At 37.4% G+C, this 13,430-nt stretch carries 16 protein-coding genes; 12 read left to right on the top strand and 4 right to left on the bottom strand.

All coding sequences use genetic code 11. The features are described 5' to 3' along the window. Position 1: 1 nt before the first annotated feature. Complete coding sequence (locus tag AADJ06_RS06145; RefSeq protein ID WP_341225531.1) at positions 2-481, top strand: DUF456 domain-containing protein; 480 nt, start codon at positions 2-4, stop codon at positions 479-481. 72 nt (positions 482-553) lie between these two features. Here the strand turns inward: AADJ06_RS06145 and AADJ06_RS06150 are convergent, their stop codons facing one another. The 4 genes from AADJ06_RS06150 to AADJ06_RS06165 form a co-directional block, all read right to left on the bottom strand. Continuing rightward, positions 554-2,146: a LysM peptidoglycan-binding domain-containing protein gene (locus AADJ06_RS06150; RefSeq protein WP_341225532.1), complete on the bottom strand. Its 1,593-nt coding sequence runs from the start codon at positions 2,144-2,146 to the stop codon at positions 554-556. A 429-nt stretch (positions 2,147-2,575) separates the two neighbouring features. After that, positions 2,576-4,228 carry a glucose-6-phosphate isomerase gene (gene pgi / locus AADJ06_RS06155; protein WP_341225533.1) on the bottom strand — a complete coding sequence of 551 codons (1,653 nt, stop codon included), beginning with the start codon at positions 4,226-4,228 and terminating at the stop codon, positions 2,576-2,578. Between the two features lie 52 nt (positions 4,229-4,280). Beyond that, positions 4,281-5,078: a GH25 family lysozyme gene (locus AADJ06_RS06160; RefSeq protein ID WP_341225534.1), complete on the bottom strand. Its 798-nt coding sequence runs from the start codon at positions 5,076-5,078 to the stop codon at positions 4,281-4,283. 125 nt (positions 5,079-5,203) lie between these two features. Further along, positions 5,204-5,839 (bottom strand): peroxiredoxin, encoded by a 636-nt coding sequence (locus AADJ06_RS06165; RefSeq protein ID WP_341225535.1) that lies wholly within the window; start codon positions 5,837-5,839, stop codon positions 5,204-5,206. Between the two features lie 129 nt (positions 5,840-5,968). Here AADJ06_RS06165 and AADJ06_RS06170 point away from each other — a divergent pair, with 129 nt between their 5' ends. The 11 genes from AADJ06_RS06170 (at position 5,969) to AADJ06_RS06220 (ending at position 13,417) form a co-directional block, all read left to right on the top strand. Then, positions 5,969-6,601 carry an ATP-binding cassette domain-containing protein gene (locus tag AADJ06_RS06170; protein ID WP_341225536.1) on the top strand — a complete coding sequence of 211 codons (633 nt, stop codon included), beginning with the start codon at positions 5,969-5,971 and terminating at the stop codon, positions 6,599-6,601. A 1-nt stretch (position 6,602) separates the two neighbouring features. Further along, positions 6,603-7,784 carry an FtsX-like permease family protein gene (locus AADJ06_RS06175; protein ID WP_341225537.1) on the top strand — a complete coding sequence of 394 codons (1,182 nt, stop codon included), beginning with the start codon at positions 6,603-6,605 and terminating at the stop codon, positions 7,782-7,784. A gap of 46 nt (positions 7,785-7,830) precedes the next feature. After that, positions 7,831-8,280, top strand: a complete 450-nt coding sequence (locus tag AADJ06_RS06180) for a DUF3299 domain-containing protein (RefSeq protein ID WP_341225538.1) — start codon at positions 7,831-7,833, stop codon at positions 8,278-8,280. A 24-nt stretch (positions 8,281-8,304) separates the two neighbouring features. Further along, positions 8,305-8,895: a hypothetical protein gene (locus AADJ06_RS06185; protein ID WP_341225539.1), complete on the top strand. Its 591-nt coding sequence runs from the start codon at positions 8,305-8,307 to the stop codon at positions 8,893-8,895. An 82-nt stretch (positions 8,896-8,977) separates the two neighbouring features. Further along, entirely contained in the window at positions 8,978-10,024 is a 1,047-nt protein-coding gene (locus AADJ06_RS06190; RefSeq protein WP_341225540.1) for a putative zinc-binding metallopeptidase, read from the top strand. A gap of 71 nt (positions 10,025-10,095) precedes the next feature. After that, complete coding sequence (locus AADJ06_RS06195) at positions 10,096-10,431, top strand: LysR family transcriptional regulator (RefSeq protein ID WP_341225541.1); 336 nt, start codon at positions 10,096-10,098, stop codon at positions 10,429-10,431. Positions 10,432-10,450: 19 nt separating this feature from the next. Beyond that, a complete protein-coding gene (gene modA / locus AADJ06_RS06200) occupies positions 10,451-11,185 on the top strand; it encodes a molybdate ABC transporter substrate-binding protein (protein ID WP_341225542.1) in 735 nt (244 codons plus the stop codon). After that, positions 11,178-11,579, top strand: a complete 402-nt coding sequence (locus AADJ06_RS06205) for a TOBE domain-containing protein (RefSeq protein ID WP_341225543.1) — start codon at positions 11,178-11,180, stop codon at positions 11,577-11,579. The genes modA and AADJ06_RS06205 overlap by 8 nt, the downstream gene beginning before the upstream one ends. Further along, entirely contained in the window at positions 11,576-12,250 is a 675-nt protein-coding gene (gene modB / locus AADJ06_RS06210) for a molybdate ABC transporter permease subunit (protein ID WP_341225544.1), read from the top strand. The genes AADJ06_RS06205 and modB overlap by 4 nt, the downstream gene beginning before the upstream one ends. Then, positions 12,247-13,113 carry an ATP-binding cassette domain-containing protein gene (locus AADJ06_RS06215; RefSeq protein ID WP_341225545.1) on the top strand — a complete coding sequence of 289 codons (867 nt, stop codon included), beginning with the start codon at positions 12,247-12,249 and terminating at the stop codon, positions 13,111-13,113. The genes modB and AADJ06_RS06215 overlap by 4 nt, the downstream gene beginning before the upstream one ends. Before the next feature lie 133 nt (positions 13,114-13,246). Then, a complete protein-coding gene (locus AADJ06_RS06220; RefSeq protein WP_341225546.1) occupies positions 13,247-13,417 on the top strand; it encodes a hypothetical protein in 171 nt (56 codons plus the stop codon). The last annotated feature ends 13 nt before the right edge of the window (positions 13,418-13,430 follow it).

The following is a 13,430-nucleotide window of genomic DNA, read 5'->3' on the forward strand; positions in this document are numbered from 1 at the left end:
AATGGATATCTTTTTACTCATTATAGGCGGCTTATTTCTAATCATTGGTTTGATTGGTTCGGTTCTACCCATTCCAGGACCTCCTCTGACCTTTGGTGGTGTAATTGCTCTTCATTATTCAAAATACGCCAATTTTTCAGAAGACCTTTTAATAGGTTTAGGCATAGCCACGGCCTTAGTTACGGTATTAGACTACTATGTTCCTATCTGGGGAACTAAGAAATTCGGCGGTACTAAAGCAGGCATAAGAGGCTCCATGGCCGGACTCATCATCGGGCTTTTCTTTGGCCCTTTCGGAATATTTATCGGAGCATTTTTGGGTGCTCTGATAGGCGAATATATGTTTGGTGACAAACACAATGCTCTTAAAGCTGCCATTGGTAGTTTCGTTGGCTTTGCTGCTGGCATGGCCATCAAAATTACGCTATGCTGCGTGATGATATTTTATGCTGTTAAGGAGGTTTGGGGCTTTTGGGCTTAGCACAAAAAATTAGCCCCTTTCATTGAAAGGGGCCAATTTGGTTACTGAGTGAATCTATACTACTTAAAATCTTTAAATCGGTTTTACTTTTATTCTATCGCCGATTTCTATAATATTTGAGGTTAAACTGTTAAGCTTATATAACTGCTTTACCGTGACTCTGTAATTGACCGATATTCTGTAAAGCGTTTCGCCTTTTCTTACGGTATGAATAACAAAATCTTCAATCTCTTTCTTCTCCACTTTAGGTGTTCCAAGCACCTGATTCTTTAAATTTTCGGAGTAACTACTGGCCAATACTGGCTTTACACTTACTTCTTTTACTACTGGCTTCGGTTTTTCAGATTCAGCTTCTGCAACTTTACTTTCCGTTACCTTCCGCTTCGCAATTGGTTTAGCTTCTGCCACTTTTATTTCCGCTTCCTCCACTACCTTTTTTACTGTAGCTGGCTTGATAACTTCGCCTTCTGAAAAACTAAATGCCGTATGTGTACCTAAAATCGGGTCCTTCTTAATCTCTCCTTTTGTTATTACTATGTCCTTAATTTCGACATATTCCACTGGAGCGTTTTTCTCTCTTTTGTCTTGCAAGTAAACTACCCTACCGCGTTGAAACTGCTCTACAGATTCCAGTCTGTTAAACTTCAGTAGTTCGTCTAATTTCACACCGTAGAGCATCGCAATATCCCAAAGGCCTTCGCCTTCTCTTGATATGTGTGTAGCTATTGGCCCTTTATTATCTTTTTCTTCCAAGTAATAAATCTGACCTATGCTCACCACATCGTTTTCTTGCATATCATTATATTCTAGAAAACTCTTCTCTGATATCTTAGCTTTATAGGCCAAATCCACATAAGAGTCACAAAAATCAGCTTTGATGCCTTTTTTCCCATTGATTCTGAAAAACTGTCCGCCTCTTTCTTTGGCCAAACTTGGCTCTTCTGTCAGAATAGGAAAGTCTTTCTCCTCTTTATGAAAGTCTGTATTGCTAGATATCTCAGCCAATACACGAACATCATTATATCTGTCAGCCGAAACTATAATTAAAACTGGTAAAGCATCTTTAGCCATTCGTTCTTCTTTCAGCCACATATTCTGTGCTTTAAGTTCCGAAGGCTCTAACCTTAGGTCTGCGGCTATACTGTTAAGCGTTTTTCCACTTCCATAAGGATAGCTGTAAACCACTTTTTCTTCATTTGGCTTGAAAGCCCCCATGGCTTCTTCTACCACCATTTTAAAAGCTAAAAACTGAATAACAGCACTATAAGCAGGCCCATCTAATGGCAAATACTTTTTACTGTTCCAATCTTTATTTACACCTAACAGATTCACAATGTCTCTTTGAGCAAGTGCTGCAAACAAAGTAGTACCCCAATTATTATAAAGAACGTTATTGCGACGAAGCCCTATAATGGCTGCGTCCGTAGCGACAAAAAAGTTTTTACGCTCGTCTATCTTATCATTTACTTGCAAATCTAAATCTGCAGCTAAATCTTCTGTCAAACACCAAAATACTCCGTGGTCTAAGAGATTACTTTGATTCGTCTCGCTTTGGTATTTATTGTAAATCACGAGGTATCTGAAATCTACTGGAACACCAGTGTTTTTTAATACCGGATTTACTTCTGGCAAAAACAAGGAAAGTAATTCATACTGTCTCTTCATCTCAACCTTGTTAGTCTTCAGCTTCTCTACCTCTTTTTCTAAAAGAAACTTGGTAGCATCATTCAACTGAAAAACTACATCAGCAAAATTAATTTCATACAGAATTTCTGATAATTGAACTTGCCTGTTTGATTTGAATGAGGAAAGCGACACGCAAAATACAAACAGGCAAATAAAGACCTTTCGGGGTTTTAGGGGTTCAATTTGGTTTATCAAAAAAGCACGTAAGTCCATTGATTTTGACTATCAGCTCGACTAAAAGGGAGACTTATTTCCCGCCTAACGATTTGATGTTTCAAACATAATTTATTGAATTTATACTTCCAAATAAAAAGACAATAAATATTAAAAATATAGTCTTTTCAGTAAATATTGAAAATATCATACAAAAATAAATGCCTTTTTACAGGCATTTATGATAGATTTCTCTTATTTACTCCACTTTTTATAAGTGTTAATTAATCCGTTTGTAGATGCGTCATGAGAAGAAACCTCTTCCTCTGCAAGTAGCTCAGGGTAAATAGCTTTGGCTAATTGCTTGCCTAGCTCCACTCCCCACTGGTCAAAACTGAAGATATTCCAGATAACTCCTTGTACAAAAATCTTATGCTCATACATGGCTAGTAAGCTCCCCAAAGTTTTAGGTGTTAACTTCTTTACCAAAATAGAGTTGGTAGGCTTATTACCTTCAAAAACCTTAAATGCTTTCAAAGCGTCAATGTCTTCTTGTGACATTCCTGAGTCTTTCAGCTCTCCTACTACCTCAGCTTCAGTCTTACCATTCATTAAAGCTTCCGTCTGTGCAAAGAAGTTTGCCAAAAGCATTTTATGTTGGTTCCCAATTGGGTTTTGACTTTGAGCATGAGCTATAAAATCACAAGGAATAAGTTTGGTTCCTTGATGTATTAATTGATAAAAAGCATGCTGCCCGTTAGTACCTGGCTCTCCCCATATAATAGGACCCGTTTGATAATCTACTTTATCACCATTTCTAGTTACATTTTTACCATTTGACTCCATGTCGCCCTGTTGGAAATAAGCAGCGAAACGATGCATGTATTGGTCATAAGGAAGAATGGCGTGCGAGTCGGCATTAAAGAAATTATTATACCAAATTCCTAAAAGGCCTAATACCACAGGAATGTTTCTTGCCAGCGGTGTAGTTTTGAAATGATTGTCCATTTCGTGAGCACCGGTAAGTAGGCCTACAAAATTGGTATAACCAATACTACAAGCGATTGACAACCCAATGGCACTCCATAAACTATATCTACCTCCTACCCAGTCCCAAAACGGGAACATATTTTTAGGGTCAATACCGAAAGCAGCTACGCCTTTAGCATTGGTAGACAAAGCCACAAAGTGCTTCTTCACATCTTCTACGCTTCCGCCATTCGCTAAAAACCATTGCTTGGCTGCATCAGCGTTTGCCATGGTTTCTTGCGTAGTAAAAGTTTTAGAGGCTATCATAAACAGCGTACTTTCTGCTTTTAAACCTTTAAGAGCTTCCGTAACGTGGGTGCTGTCTACATTTGACACGTAGTGCACATTTAAACCTTTTTTTGCATAAGGCTTCAGAGCTTCTGTGACCATTACTGGCCCTAAATCAGAACCTCCTATACCTATATTAACTATGTCTTTAATCTTTCTTCCAGAATAACCTTTCCACTCACCAGACCTTACACTATTTGAAAAGGTTTCCATTTGAGCCAAAACAGCGTTAATCTCAGGCATCACATCTTTACCATCTACTAAAACAGGCTCGTTTGACCTATTTCTTAAGGCTGTATGCAATACCGCTCTTCCTTCTGTTTCATTAATAATGTCGCCAGCAAACATTTTTTGAATAGCATCTTCTAACTGACATTCTTCAGCCAATTTCACCAAAGCAATCATCGTTCTTCCGTTTATTCTATTTTTAGAATAATCCAGAAGAATATCTTTAAAGCGAATAGAAAACTTTTTAAACCGCTTTGGGTCATCAGCAAAAAGCGTCTTTATATCCGTTTTTGCGATGGTTTTTTGGTGGTTCTTTAATTTACGAAAAGCGTCCGTTTGAGAAAAATCAACAGATTGTAGCATAGAAAAATAGATTGACTTAGGTTATAAAACAAAGATGTTTCAAAATGCAGAACTAGCGAAGAGTAAGCCTCTCAATCTCAAAATCATCCCGCATAAATACATTAAAATCTACAGATGATTCTATTCCCTCTAATTTCCCTTTCATGCTATGTTGCCAAAAGTAAACTTTAGAAAGGTCGTATCCTTCTAATTGGGGAACTTCATATTGTGAAATCCACAGGGGATAATCAGGGAAATTATCTCTTACATAACGTAAGTAGATATGTTTATTGGTGTATATGATAGGCTTTATGCCATAGTGTTTCTCAATAATCTCTAACCACCTACCCACATTCTGCACTATTTGCCTTCTATTTCTTCCATAGCCTAGCGTTTCCCAATCTAACACAGGTGCTAAATCACCTTTTTCCAAATCTACATTTAAAATAAAATTTAAGGCTTGAAGCCTAGGGTCAGTTTGCGGATTAAAAAAATGATACGCACCTCTTCTTATATCCTTTTCCCCCAGAGCAAACCAATTGTCCTGAAAACGCTTGTCAACAAAATCTATTCCTTCTGTAGCTTTTACAAAGCAAAATCGAACAGACGAACGATGCTTATTATAGGAGCTTACCTTATCCCAATCAATGTCGCCATTATGATGAGAGACGTCAATCCCGTGAGTTTTGTATTTTAAGGGTATTCTAACTTTTACCTCTTCTTGTTGGTCAGAATTTCTCATTCCGTCAATTACGGACGAGGGATACCATACCAGCAAAAACAGTAATGTTAATGCATAAAGCGTTTTGAGACGCCACAGTTTATTAAGCAAGCGGTCTAAGACCGTAGAATTATTTTTTCTTTTTTTCACTCGTTCACAAAGCTAGAAATATTCGTTTTCAGAATCAATAGCATAAACCTTAAAAGTTTGTCTTTCAACTAAAAAGGAGTTACTCATAAAATGAATAACTCCTTTAAAATATTGCCTTAGAAATACTATTTATTAGGCTGAGGCGTGTATCTCAAATATGGTTTAACCTCTCTAACTCCTTTTGGAAACTTCTTGATAGCATCTTCCGTAGAGATACTTGGTACCACTATGGCGTCATCTCCATCTTTCCAGTCTGCCGGAGTAGCTACACTGTGGTTATCAGTAAGCTGAAGACTATCTATCACTCTTAATAACTCCGTAAAGTTTCTTCCTGTAGAAGCTGGGTATGTTAATGTAAGTTTGATTTTCTTATCAGGTCCGATAATAAATACCGAACGTACTGTAGCCTTGGCAGAAGCATTAGGGTGAATCATATCATATAACTCAGCTACTTGTCTGTTCTCATCGGCAATAATCGGGAAATTCATTTTCACATTACTTACCTCCTCAATATCCGGAATCCATTTATTGTGAGAATCCAAACCATCTACCGATACAGCTAAAACTTTTACGTTCTTCTTTTCAAACTCTCCTTTTAAAAGGGCTGTCTTACCTAGCTCGGTAGTACAAACTGGCGTAAAATCAGCAGGGTGAGAAAAAAGCATTCCATAAGAATCGCCCAACCATTCGTGAAAACTAATTTTTCCTTGCGTAGTATCCGCTGTAAAATCTGGTGCAATATCTCCTAATCTTAGTGACATGGTATTGTTGTTTTATTTAAAATTTACTTTTCTATTCTTAAACAAGGGCGGTCGGCTAATAAATCCCGATTGCCGATATTTTTGCCATTTTATTTAATCGCTGTTGCTATTGACTATTTTTGCAGTGAAATGGCTATACTTCAAACGAAAAACCTTCAGCACTCGTATACCAAAGGTATTGACTTTGTATACCCTGATTTGCATTGCAATGCAAACCAGCAACTCCTCATTTTAGGTGAAAGTGGAAAGGGAAAATCTACATTGCTACATTTATTAGGACTTATTCTGCCTATTCAGCAGGGTTCAGTAAGTATCAATGGTATAGAAACCAGTCAATTAAATCCCAGCAAAGCGGCGGCCTTTAGGGCAAACAATGTTGGAGTCATTTTCCAGCAGCACCAGTTTGTCAAATCCTTAAGTGTTTTAGACAATATTCTCCTTGCAAATTATTACGCCAAGAGAAGCCTAGATAAAAACAAAGTCAATCAAACAGCCGACCGTTTAGAAATAAGTGACTTGCTGCATAAAAAGGTATATGAATTAAGCGGAGGCGAAATGCAGAGAATAGGCATTGCCCGGGCTTTACAAAATGAGCCAAAATTACTATTAGCAGATGAGCCTACCTCAAACTTAGATGATGTAAACTGTGAGCGAGTTTATCAACTTTTGGCAGATACGGCTGCGGAACAGAAAGCCGCATTAGTTATTGTAACGCACGACCAACGTTTGAAAAATAAAATTGCTAACCAAATCCATTTATAACATGCTATTAAAACTGGTTTGGAACAAAATATGGCATAAGAGACTCAGCAGTTTTCTGTGTATTCTTTTAATGGGAATTGGTGTGGCTATTATTTCATTGGTAGCAAACCTATCAAAACAACTGGAGGGTAATTTTTCTAAATCAATATCTGGAATAGACATGGTGGTGGGTGCTAAAGGCTCTCCTTTGCAATTAATTTTATCTTCTGTTTTTCATATTGATGCCCCCACTGGTAACATTCCACTCTCAGAGGTTAATAATTTAAAGCGTAATCGCCTTGTCAAAACATTAATTCCCCTTTCTTTTGGAGATAATTATAGAGGATACAGAATAGTAGGCAGCGAGCTATCTCTTTTAAAGCACTATCAAGCAGAATTAAATGAAGGCATACTTTTCAAGGATGATTTAGAAGTGGTGCTAGGCTCTTACACTGCTAAAGTGCTTGACCTTAAAATTGGCGATAGCTTTGAAAGTTCCCATGGCTTAGATAGCGAAGGCGAAACCCACGAAGAAAAAGCCTATACAGTGGTAGGAGTTTTAAAACCCACAAATACAGTTTTAGACAAGCTCATCCTTTCTAACCTAGAAAGTATTTGGCATATTCATGAGCATGAAGGCGAAACCCATGAACATGAGGACCATGAGGTAACTGCGGCTTTAGTAAAATTCAGGTCACCCATGGGACTGATGACTATCCCCAGAATGGTGAATGAAAATACCAGCATGCAGGCTGCACTACCTTCTATAGAGGTGAATCGCCTTTTCCAACTCTTCGGTACGGGTATTGAAATCATGAAATACCTTGCTTATCTTATTGTAATTATTTCTGGCATAAGTGTTTTTATATCGCTTTTTAATTCACTTAAAGACCAGAAGAATGAAAAGGCATTGATGCTAACGCTGGGAGCTAGCCGCACTAAGGTCTTCACACAGCTTCTATTAGAAGGTTTACTATTGAGTTTTATTGGCTACTTCCTGGGTATTCTTTTGTCAAAGCTTGCTCTATTTTCAATTTCTAAACTATTGAGTGAAACCAACTTCACCGAAATTAATATTTGGCAATTCGGTGCCGTGGAAATTTATTTGCTAGCTATGGCGTTACTTATAGGTATAGTTTCGGCAGCACTTCCGGCTTTGGGCATATATAAAGTCAACATTTCCGAAACCTTATCAAGGGAATAACGGTTCTTATTTCTACATTTTAATTGGTTCTAAAATCAAATAGACAATGACATTCAAATCATTACTTCTTATATCTACTCTTTTTTGGGGAACAGCTTTTACGCTAGACGAACCGACGGTAATTACTTGGAAGACCTTGACAGACGTAAGTTTTGATAAAAAATGGAATCAAGAAGAAGGCATGTTCATACTCATTCCTAAATTTGGAACGTCAGTTACTCCACTGAAAGACAAACAAGTACAAATAACAGGGTATATGATTCCGATCGATATTGAAACTAACTATTACGTACTTTCGGCAAATCCTTATGCGTCTTGTTTCTTTTGTGGCGGAGCCGGACCAGAATCAGTCATGTCAATAAAATTTAAAGGCCCTGTTAAACGTTTTGATACGGACGACAGAGTGACACTTTCTGGAAAACTTACCCTAAACAGAGACAACCTAGAGGAGCTAAACTACATCTTAAGTGAAGCTACGCTAGTAGAAAAAAAATAACTTAAACTCTTTTATTTAGATAGAATGAAAAAATCATTTTTACTGGGAATCATTGCAATACTCTTAATTAATTTGGACGCAAGGGCACAATACGATAACAATATTGCCATTGGCTTAAAAATTGGTGAGCCTATTGGTTTAAACGTTAGGAAATACTTCCAGTATGGGGATAAAACTTTTGATGTAAACATAGGTACTTATGGGCTTTTATATGGTCAGCACAGAAAATACAGAGACGGCCCATATCATCTTAAAAACGTAAATAGTGGAAAATATACCGCTTCGCAACCAGCGGGAGTCATGTTTCAGGGTATATATTCTTGGCACAGACCTGTAGGAAAGGGCGACGCTTTAAAAGTATATTATGGCTTTGGGGGACAGATAAACTACCGAACTTATGTTTCAGAAGATAACCTTATAGGCACCAATCAAAATGGAGAAAAACATGTTTCTATGGGGCCAACAGGGAATGCTGGTGTGGAATACAATTTACCGGGCAATGATTTAGGGATTTTCCTAGATGCGGGAGGTTTTATAGAAATAGTACCTGATTTACTTTTTATGCACCCACAAATTAGTGCTGGTGTTAGAGTAAATCTTATCAGAGGAAAATAAAGGATTAAGAAAATAGAATATAGGCGGAGTAATTCTTTAGAGTTACTCCGTTTCTATTTTTAACAGTCATAGCTTAACAAAAATGAAAGTTTATAATTGCGACAACTGCCAAAATCACCTCTACTTTGAAAACGGTAGATGTTTAAAATGTAGACATAAGGTAGGTTTTGACCCTCAAAAACTACGCTTTATTTCGCTTATACACGAAGCTGATAATGTGTATTTAAACCATCAAAACCGAGACGAAAAATTTAAGTTTTGCAAAAACGCAGACCACAGCACCTGCAACTGGATACTTCCTACATCGTCTTCCCATACTTTTTGCAGAGCCTGTACACTAAACAGAACCATCCCAAACTTAGCTACCGAAAAGAACAAAAAGCGATGGAATTTGATTGAAAACGCAAAGCATCGGCTTGTTTACTCCTTACTGAGAATGAATCTCCCAGTTAATCCTAAAATTGGTGATGAAAAAGAAGGCATAGCTTTCAAATTTGTGGAAACGCTATCTCCTGATAAAATAATGTACACAGGACATAGCAGTGGTACTATTACTATTAATATAGAAGAAGCCGACGAAAAACTAAGGATTAGCAATAAGGCTGATTTGGGCGAAAAATACAGAACTTTACTAGGTCATTTCAGGCATGAAATAGGTCATTACTACTGGGATGTTTTAATAAAAGACAAGCCAAGAGTGGAAGATTTTAGATGGAACTTTGGAAACCACAGAGAAGATTATGGTAAAGCCATGAAAGCTTACTACGCCAATGGTGCACCAGAAAACTGGCAAAAGTATTTCATTAGCCCTTATGCCACAGCACACCCATGGGAAGACTGGGCTGAAACCTGGGCACATTACCTCCACATGATGGATACACTAGAAACTGCCTTTTCTTTTGGCATAGGGCTCACAGGAGGAAAACGAAATGTTAACATTGATAGCGACCCATATTCGGTAGAATCTTTTGACAGAATTATGGAACTGTGGTTACCGCTGACTTACGCATCAAATAGCCTTGCCCGTAGCATGGGTCATACAGATTTTTATCCATTTATAATTACCACTCCCGTAAAAAAGAAACTGGCTTTCATTCACAAATTATGTTACTCCTTTAGAAACTATTAAAATCAATGCTTTGGCCCGTCAAGTTGAATGCATTTTTTCGTTATGTTTGCAAAGGAATAACGAAATGAGTAATGAATCTTGGCATCAAAAGTAGATTCTGGATAGAGTCAGAAAATGAAAAATTTTTAGGCTCTGGGCGAGTAGAACTATTGGAAAAAATAGATCGACTCGGTTCTATTAGCAAAGCCGCCGCCGAAATGAAAATGGCTTACCGCAAAGCATGGGGCTTAATAAAGTCCATGAATGAACTTTCTGATAAGCCATTGGTAATAAAGCAAACTGGGGGAAAACATGGCGGAGGAACTGTAGTAACAACTGAAGGAAAAAAAGCCATAATTCTATACAAAGAATTTGAAGAGGACCTTAATTTTTTCTTGGAAAGTAGAATGTCAAAATTAAAGCTCTAGTCAATATTGAAACCAAAGAGTGAGAAATCTAATTTATATATTTTTAGCTAGCATAGCTTTTCAAAGCTGTAAAGAAAATGAGCAAAAACTAACCATTGCCACGGCCGCAAATATGCAATTCGCCATGGATTCATTGACCCACTATTTTTCTAAACAAACGGGCATTCCTTGTCAAGCAGTGATTGGTTCCTCTGGCAAATTAACTGCTCAAATCACCGCTGGAGCACCCTATGATATTTTTGTGGCGGCAAACATGAAATATCCAAACAGCCTGTATAAGCAAGGATTGACATTTAACAAACCTAAAGTTTACGCCAAAGGCACGCTCATTTTATGGACGCTTAAAGATTCTTTAATTCCGAGCATTAAATATTTAGAAAATCGAGAAATCAACCATATAGCTCTAGCAAACCCCGATACTGCTCCGTACGGTACTGCGGCCATGGAAGTGTTAAAACATTATCAATTAGACCTAAAGCTTAAAAACAAACTCGTTTTTGGTGAGAGCATAGCTCAAACAAATCAGTTTATTCATTCAGAAGCAGCTGAAATTGGCTTTACTTCTTTATCAACTATTAAAGGCTCTGAATTGACTGATAAAGGCAATTGGTTAGCGATTGACACGAGTATTTATAAACCCATAGAACAGGGCGTAGTTATGCTAAAAAATCAACACAAAGACGCCCAACAGTTTTACGATTTCTTGTTTACAACAGAAGCCAGAAACATTTTAAATCATTTTGGGTATGAATAGCTTTTCAGGACAAATTGACCAAATAGAAAGCAGTGGAAACATCTCCATAGTAAGTGTAAGGATTGGCGAAGGCGTAGTTATAAAGTCGGTAATTATCGACACGGAAGAAACTGCTCCATATTTGGCGAAAGCAACTGCTGTTAAAACGCTATTTAAAGAGACCGAAGTTATCCTTTCTTTAGAAGAAAACCCCTCAATAAGCCTTCAAAACAAGATTTCAGGGACAATTATAGCATTAGAACAAGGTGCATTACTTAGCCGAATAGAAGTTCAGACTTTGTATGGAAATTTAGTTTCCATTATTAGTAGCAATGCCGTTAAAACACTCAAACTTGATGTGGGAACGCAAGTGACCGCCATGATAAAACTTAATGAAATAACACTGGCTCCATGATAGATTGGCAACCCATCATATTGACACTCAAACTTGCAGGATTGACCAGTTTAATCCTCTTTGTGATTGCCATTCCTTTGGCCTACTGGCTCTCCTTTACCAAATCAAAATGGAAACCAGTTTTTGAGACTTTGATAAGTATGCCGCTGGTACTCCCTCCTACTGTACTTGGTTTTTATCTTTTGATAGCTTTTAGCCCTTCAAATGCCTTCGGAAACTGGCTGAACGAATGGTTTGGCATCAAATTCATTTTCTCTTTTGCTGGCTTAGTCATAGCCTCTATTATATATAGTTTGCCATTTATGGTGCAGCCCATTCAGGCTGGGCTTTCTGCTTTACCAACTTCGCTTAGAGATGCTTCCTATACCTTGGGAAAAAGCCGTTTTGAAACATTGGCTAAAGTTCTTTTGCCAAACATCAAACCTGCTATTTTAACGGGAATAGTGCTGAGTTTTGCCCATACTGTAGGCGAATTTGGTGTAGTACTCATGATTGGCGGCAATATTCCCGGCAAAACGAAAGTGGCATCTATTGCTATTTATGATGAAGTGGAAGCCTTGAATTATGGTGCTGCCAACCAATATTCTTTGATACTTTTCGCCATTACATTTTCCATTTTACTTACGGTCTACTTAGTAAATGGAGGATACTTAAAGCGTATGAAAGCATGATTAAAATCGACATAAAAAAAAGCTTTCCGTCAGACCTTTGCCTTGATTTACATCTAGAAATTAATAAAGGTGATTTCGTCACGCTTTTTGGGGCATCTGGAGCAGGTAAAACTACTACACTTAAAATGATTAGTGGTTTATTGAAACCTGACTCAGGGCAAATTCTAGTCAATGATTCCACTTGGTTTGACTCTGAGAATAAAGTTAACCTCCCCACACAGAAACGCAGTTTCGGTTACGTTTTTCAAGATTTTGCTTTGTTTCCCAATATGACCGTTAGGGAAAATTTAGAATTTGCCCTTCTAAAAAGTCAAGATAATGGTATAATTAATGAGCTCATAGAACTCACCGAGTTAGAGAACCTACAAAACAGAAAACCAGAGACGCTTTCTGGCGGTCAAAAACAGAGAGTTGCTTTAGCTAGAGCATTGGTACAGCAGCCTGAAATTCTACTTTTAGACGAACCGCTTTCTGCTTTGGATATGCATATGAGGCAGAAGCTGCAAACCTATATCTTAAAACTGCATAAAAAGTACAATTTGACTACTATATTGGTAAGTCATGATATTGGTGAAATAGTAAAACTCTCCGACCATATTTTTGAAATAGAAAATGGTCAAATAGCAAAGCAAGGAAATGTAAAAGAGTTTTTTGGCCTGAATAAGACCAGTGCAAAATTCAAGTTTAGTGGTGAAATTATAGAGATTACTAAAGAAGACGTTATCTATGTAGTATCCATTTTGATAGGAAACGATTTAGTTAAAATAGTGGCAGACAAAAATGAGATTGAGCCCCTGAGCAAAGGCGACAAAGTCTTTGTGGCCTCTAAAGCATTTAATCCAATTATTCACAAGGTGAATTAAAGAACCCTTTCATTTCGTATACCCTTTAGCTGTATTAGCACTTAAAAAAGTTTCATTTATACTATTCCAAGACTAAATTCTTTTAAGATTCAAATATTTTGGTTAACTTACTTACAATAAACCTCATACAAATATGGAATCTAACTTAAATGTCGGAATTATTTTCGCAGTGATTGGCTGCATTTGTGCCATTTTAGGCTTTCTACTTTTCACTGAAAGTGCCGTAATCCAATATTCTAGCTTGGGTGTAGGAGCTATTATAGCTTTATTCGGTTTGTTATTAAGTAAAAGCAAAAAGAAGTAAGAAACTCTCGATT

Origin of the sequence: uncultured Arcticibacterium sp., from assembly GCF_964021845.1 — a bacterium.
Lineage (GTDB): Bacteria > Bacteroidota > Bacteroidia > Cytophagales > Spirosomataceae > Arcticibacterium.

Bases quoted from the DNA above. Each gene is read 5' to 3' on its own strand.
- AADJ06_RS06170 (WP_341225536.1), top strand. From the start codon at position 5,969: ATGGCTATACTTCAAACGAAAAACCTTCAGCACTCGTATACCAAAGGT.
- AADJ06_RS06180 (WP_341225538.1), top strand. From the start codon at position 7,831: ATGACATTCAAATCATTACTTCTTATATCTACTCTTTTTTGGGGAACA.
- AADJ06_RS06195 (WP_341225541.1), top strand. From the start codon at position 10,096: ATGAATCTTGGCATCAAAAGTAGATTCTGGATAGAGTCAGAAAATGAA.
- AADJ06_RS06190 (WP_341225540.1), top strand. From the start codon at position 8,978: ATGAAAGTTTATAATTGCGACAACTGCCAAAATCACCTCTACTTTGAA.
- AADJ06_RS06215 (WP_341225545.1), top strand. From the start codon at position 12,247: ATGATTAAAATCGACATAAAAAAAAGCTTTCCGTCAGACCTTTGCCTT.
- pgi (WP_341225533.1), bottom strand. From the start codon at position 4,228: ATGCTACAATCTGTTGATTTTTCTCAAACGGACGCTTTTCGTAAATTA.
- AADJ06_RS06220 (WP_341225546.1), top strand. From the start codon at position 13,247: ATGGAATCTAACTTAAATGTCGGAATTATTTTCGCAGTGATTGGCTGC.
- modB (WP_341225544.1), top strand. From the start codon at position 11,576: ATGATAGATTGGCAACCCATCATATTGACACTCAAACTTGCAGGATTG.
- AADJ06_RS06165 (WP_341225535.1), bottom strand. From the start codon at position 5,839: ATGTCACTAAGATTAGGAGATATTGCACCAGATTTTACAGCGGATACT.
- AADJ06_RS06185 (WP_341225539.1), top strand. From the start codon at position 8,305: ATGAAAAAATCATTTTTACTGGGAATCATTGCAATACTCTTAATTAAT.
- AADJ06_RS06175 (WP_341225537.1), top strand. From the start codon at position 6,603: ATGCTATTAAAACTGGTTTGGAACAAAATATGGCATAAGAGACTCAGC.
- AADJ06_RS06145 (WP_341225531.1), top strand. From the start codon at position 2: ATGGATATCTTTTTACTCATTATAGGCGGCTTATTTCTAATCATTGGT.
- AADJ06_RS06150 (WP_341225532.1), bottom strand. From the start codon at position 2,146: ATGAAGAGACAGTATGAATTACTTTCCTTGTTTTTGCCAGAAGTAAAT.
- AADJ06_RS06205 (WP_341225543.1), top strand. From the start codon at position 11,178: ATGAATAGCTTTTCAGGACAAATTGACCAAATAGAAAGCAGTGGAAAC.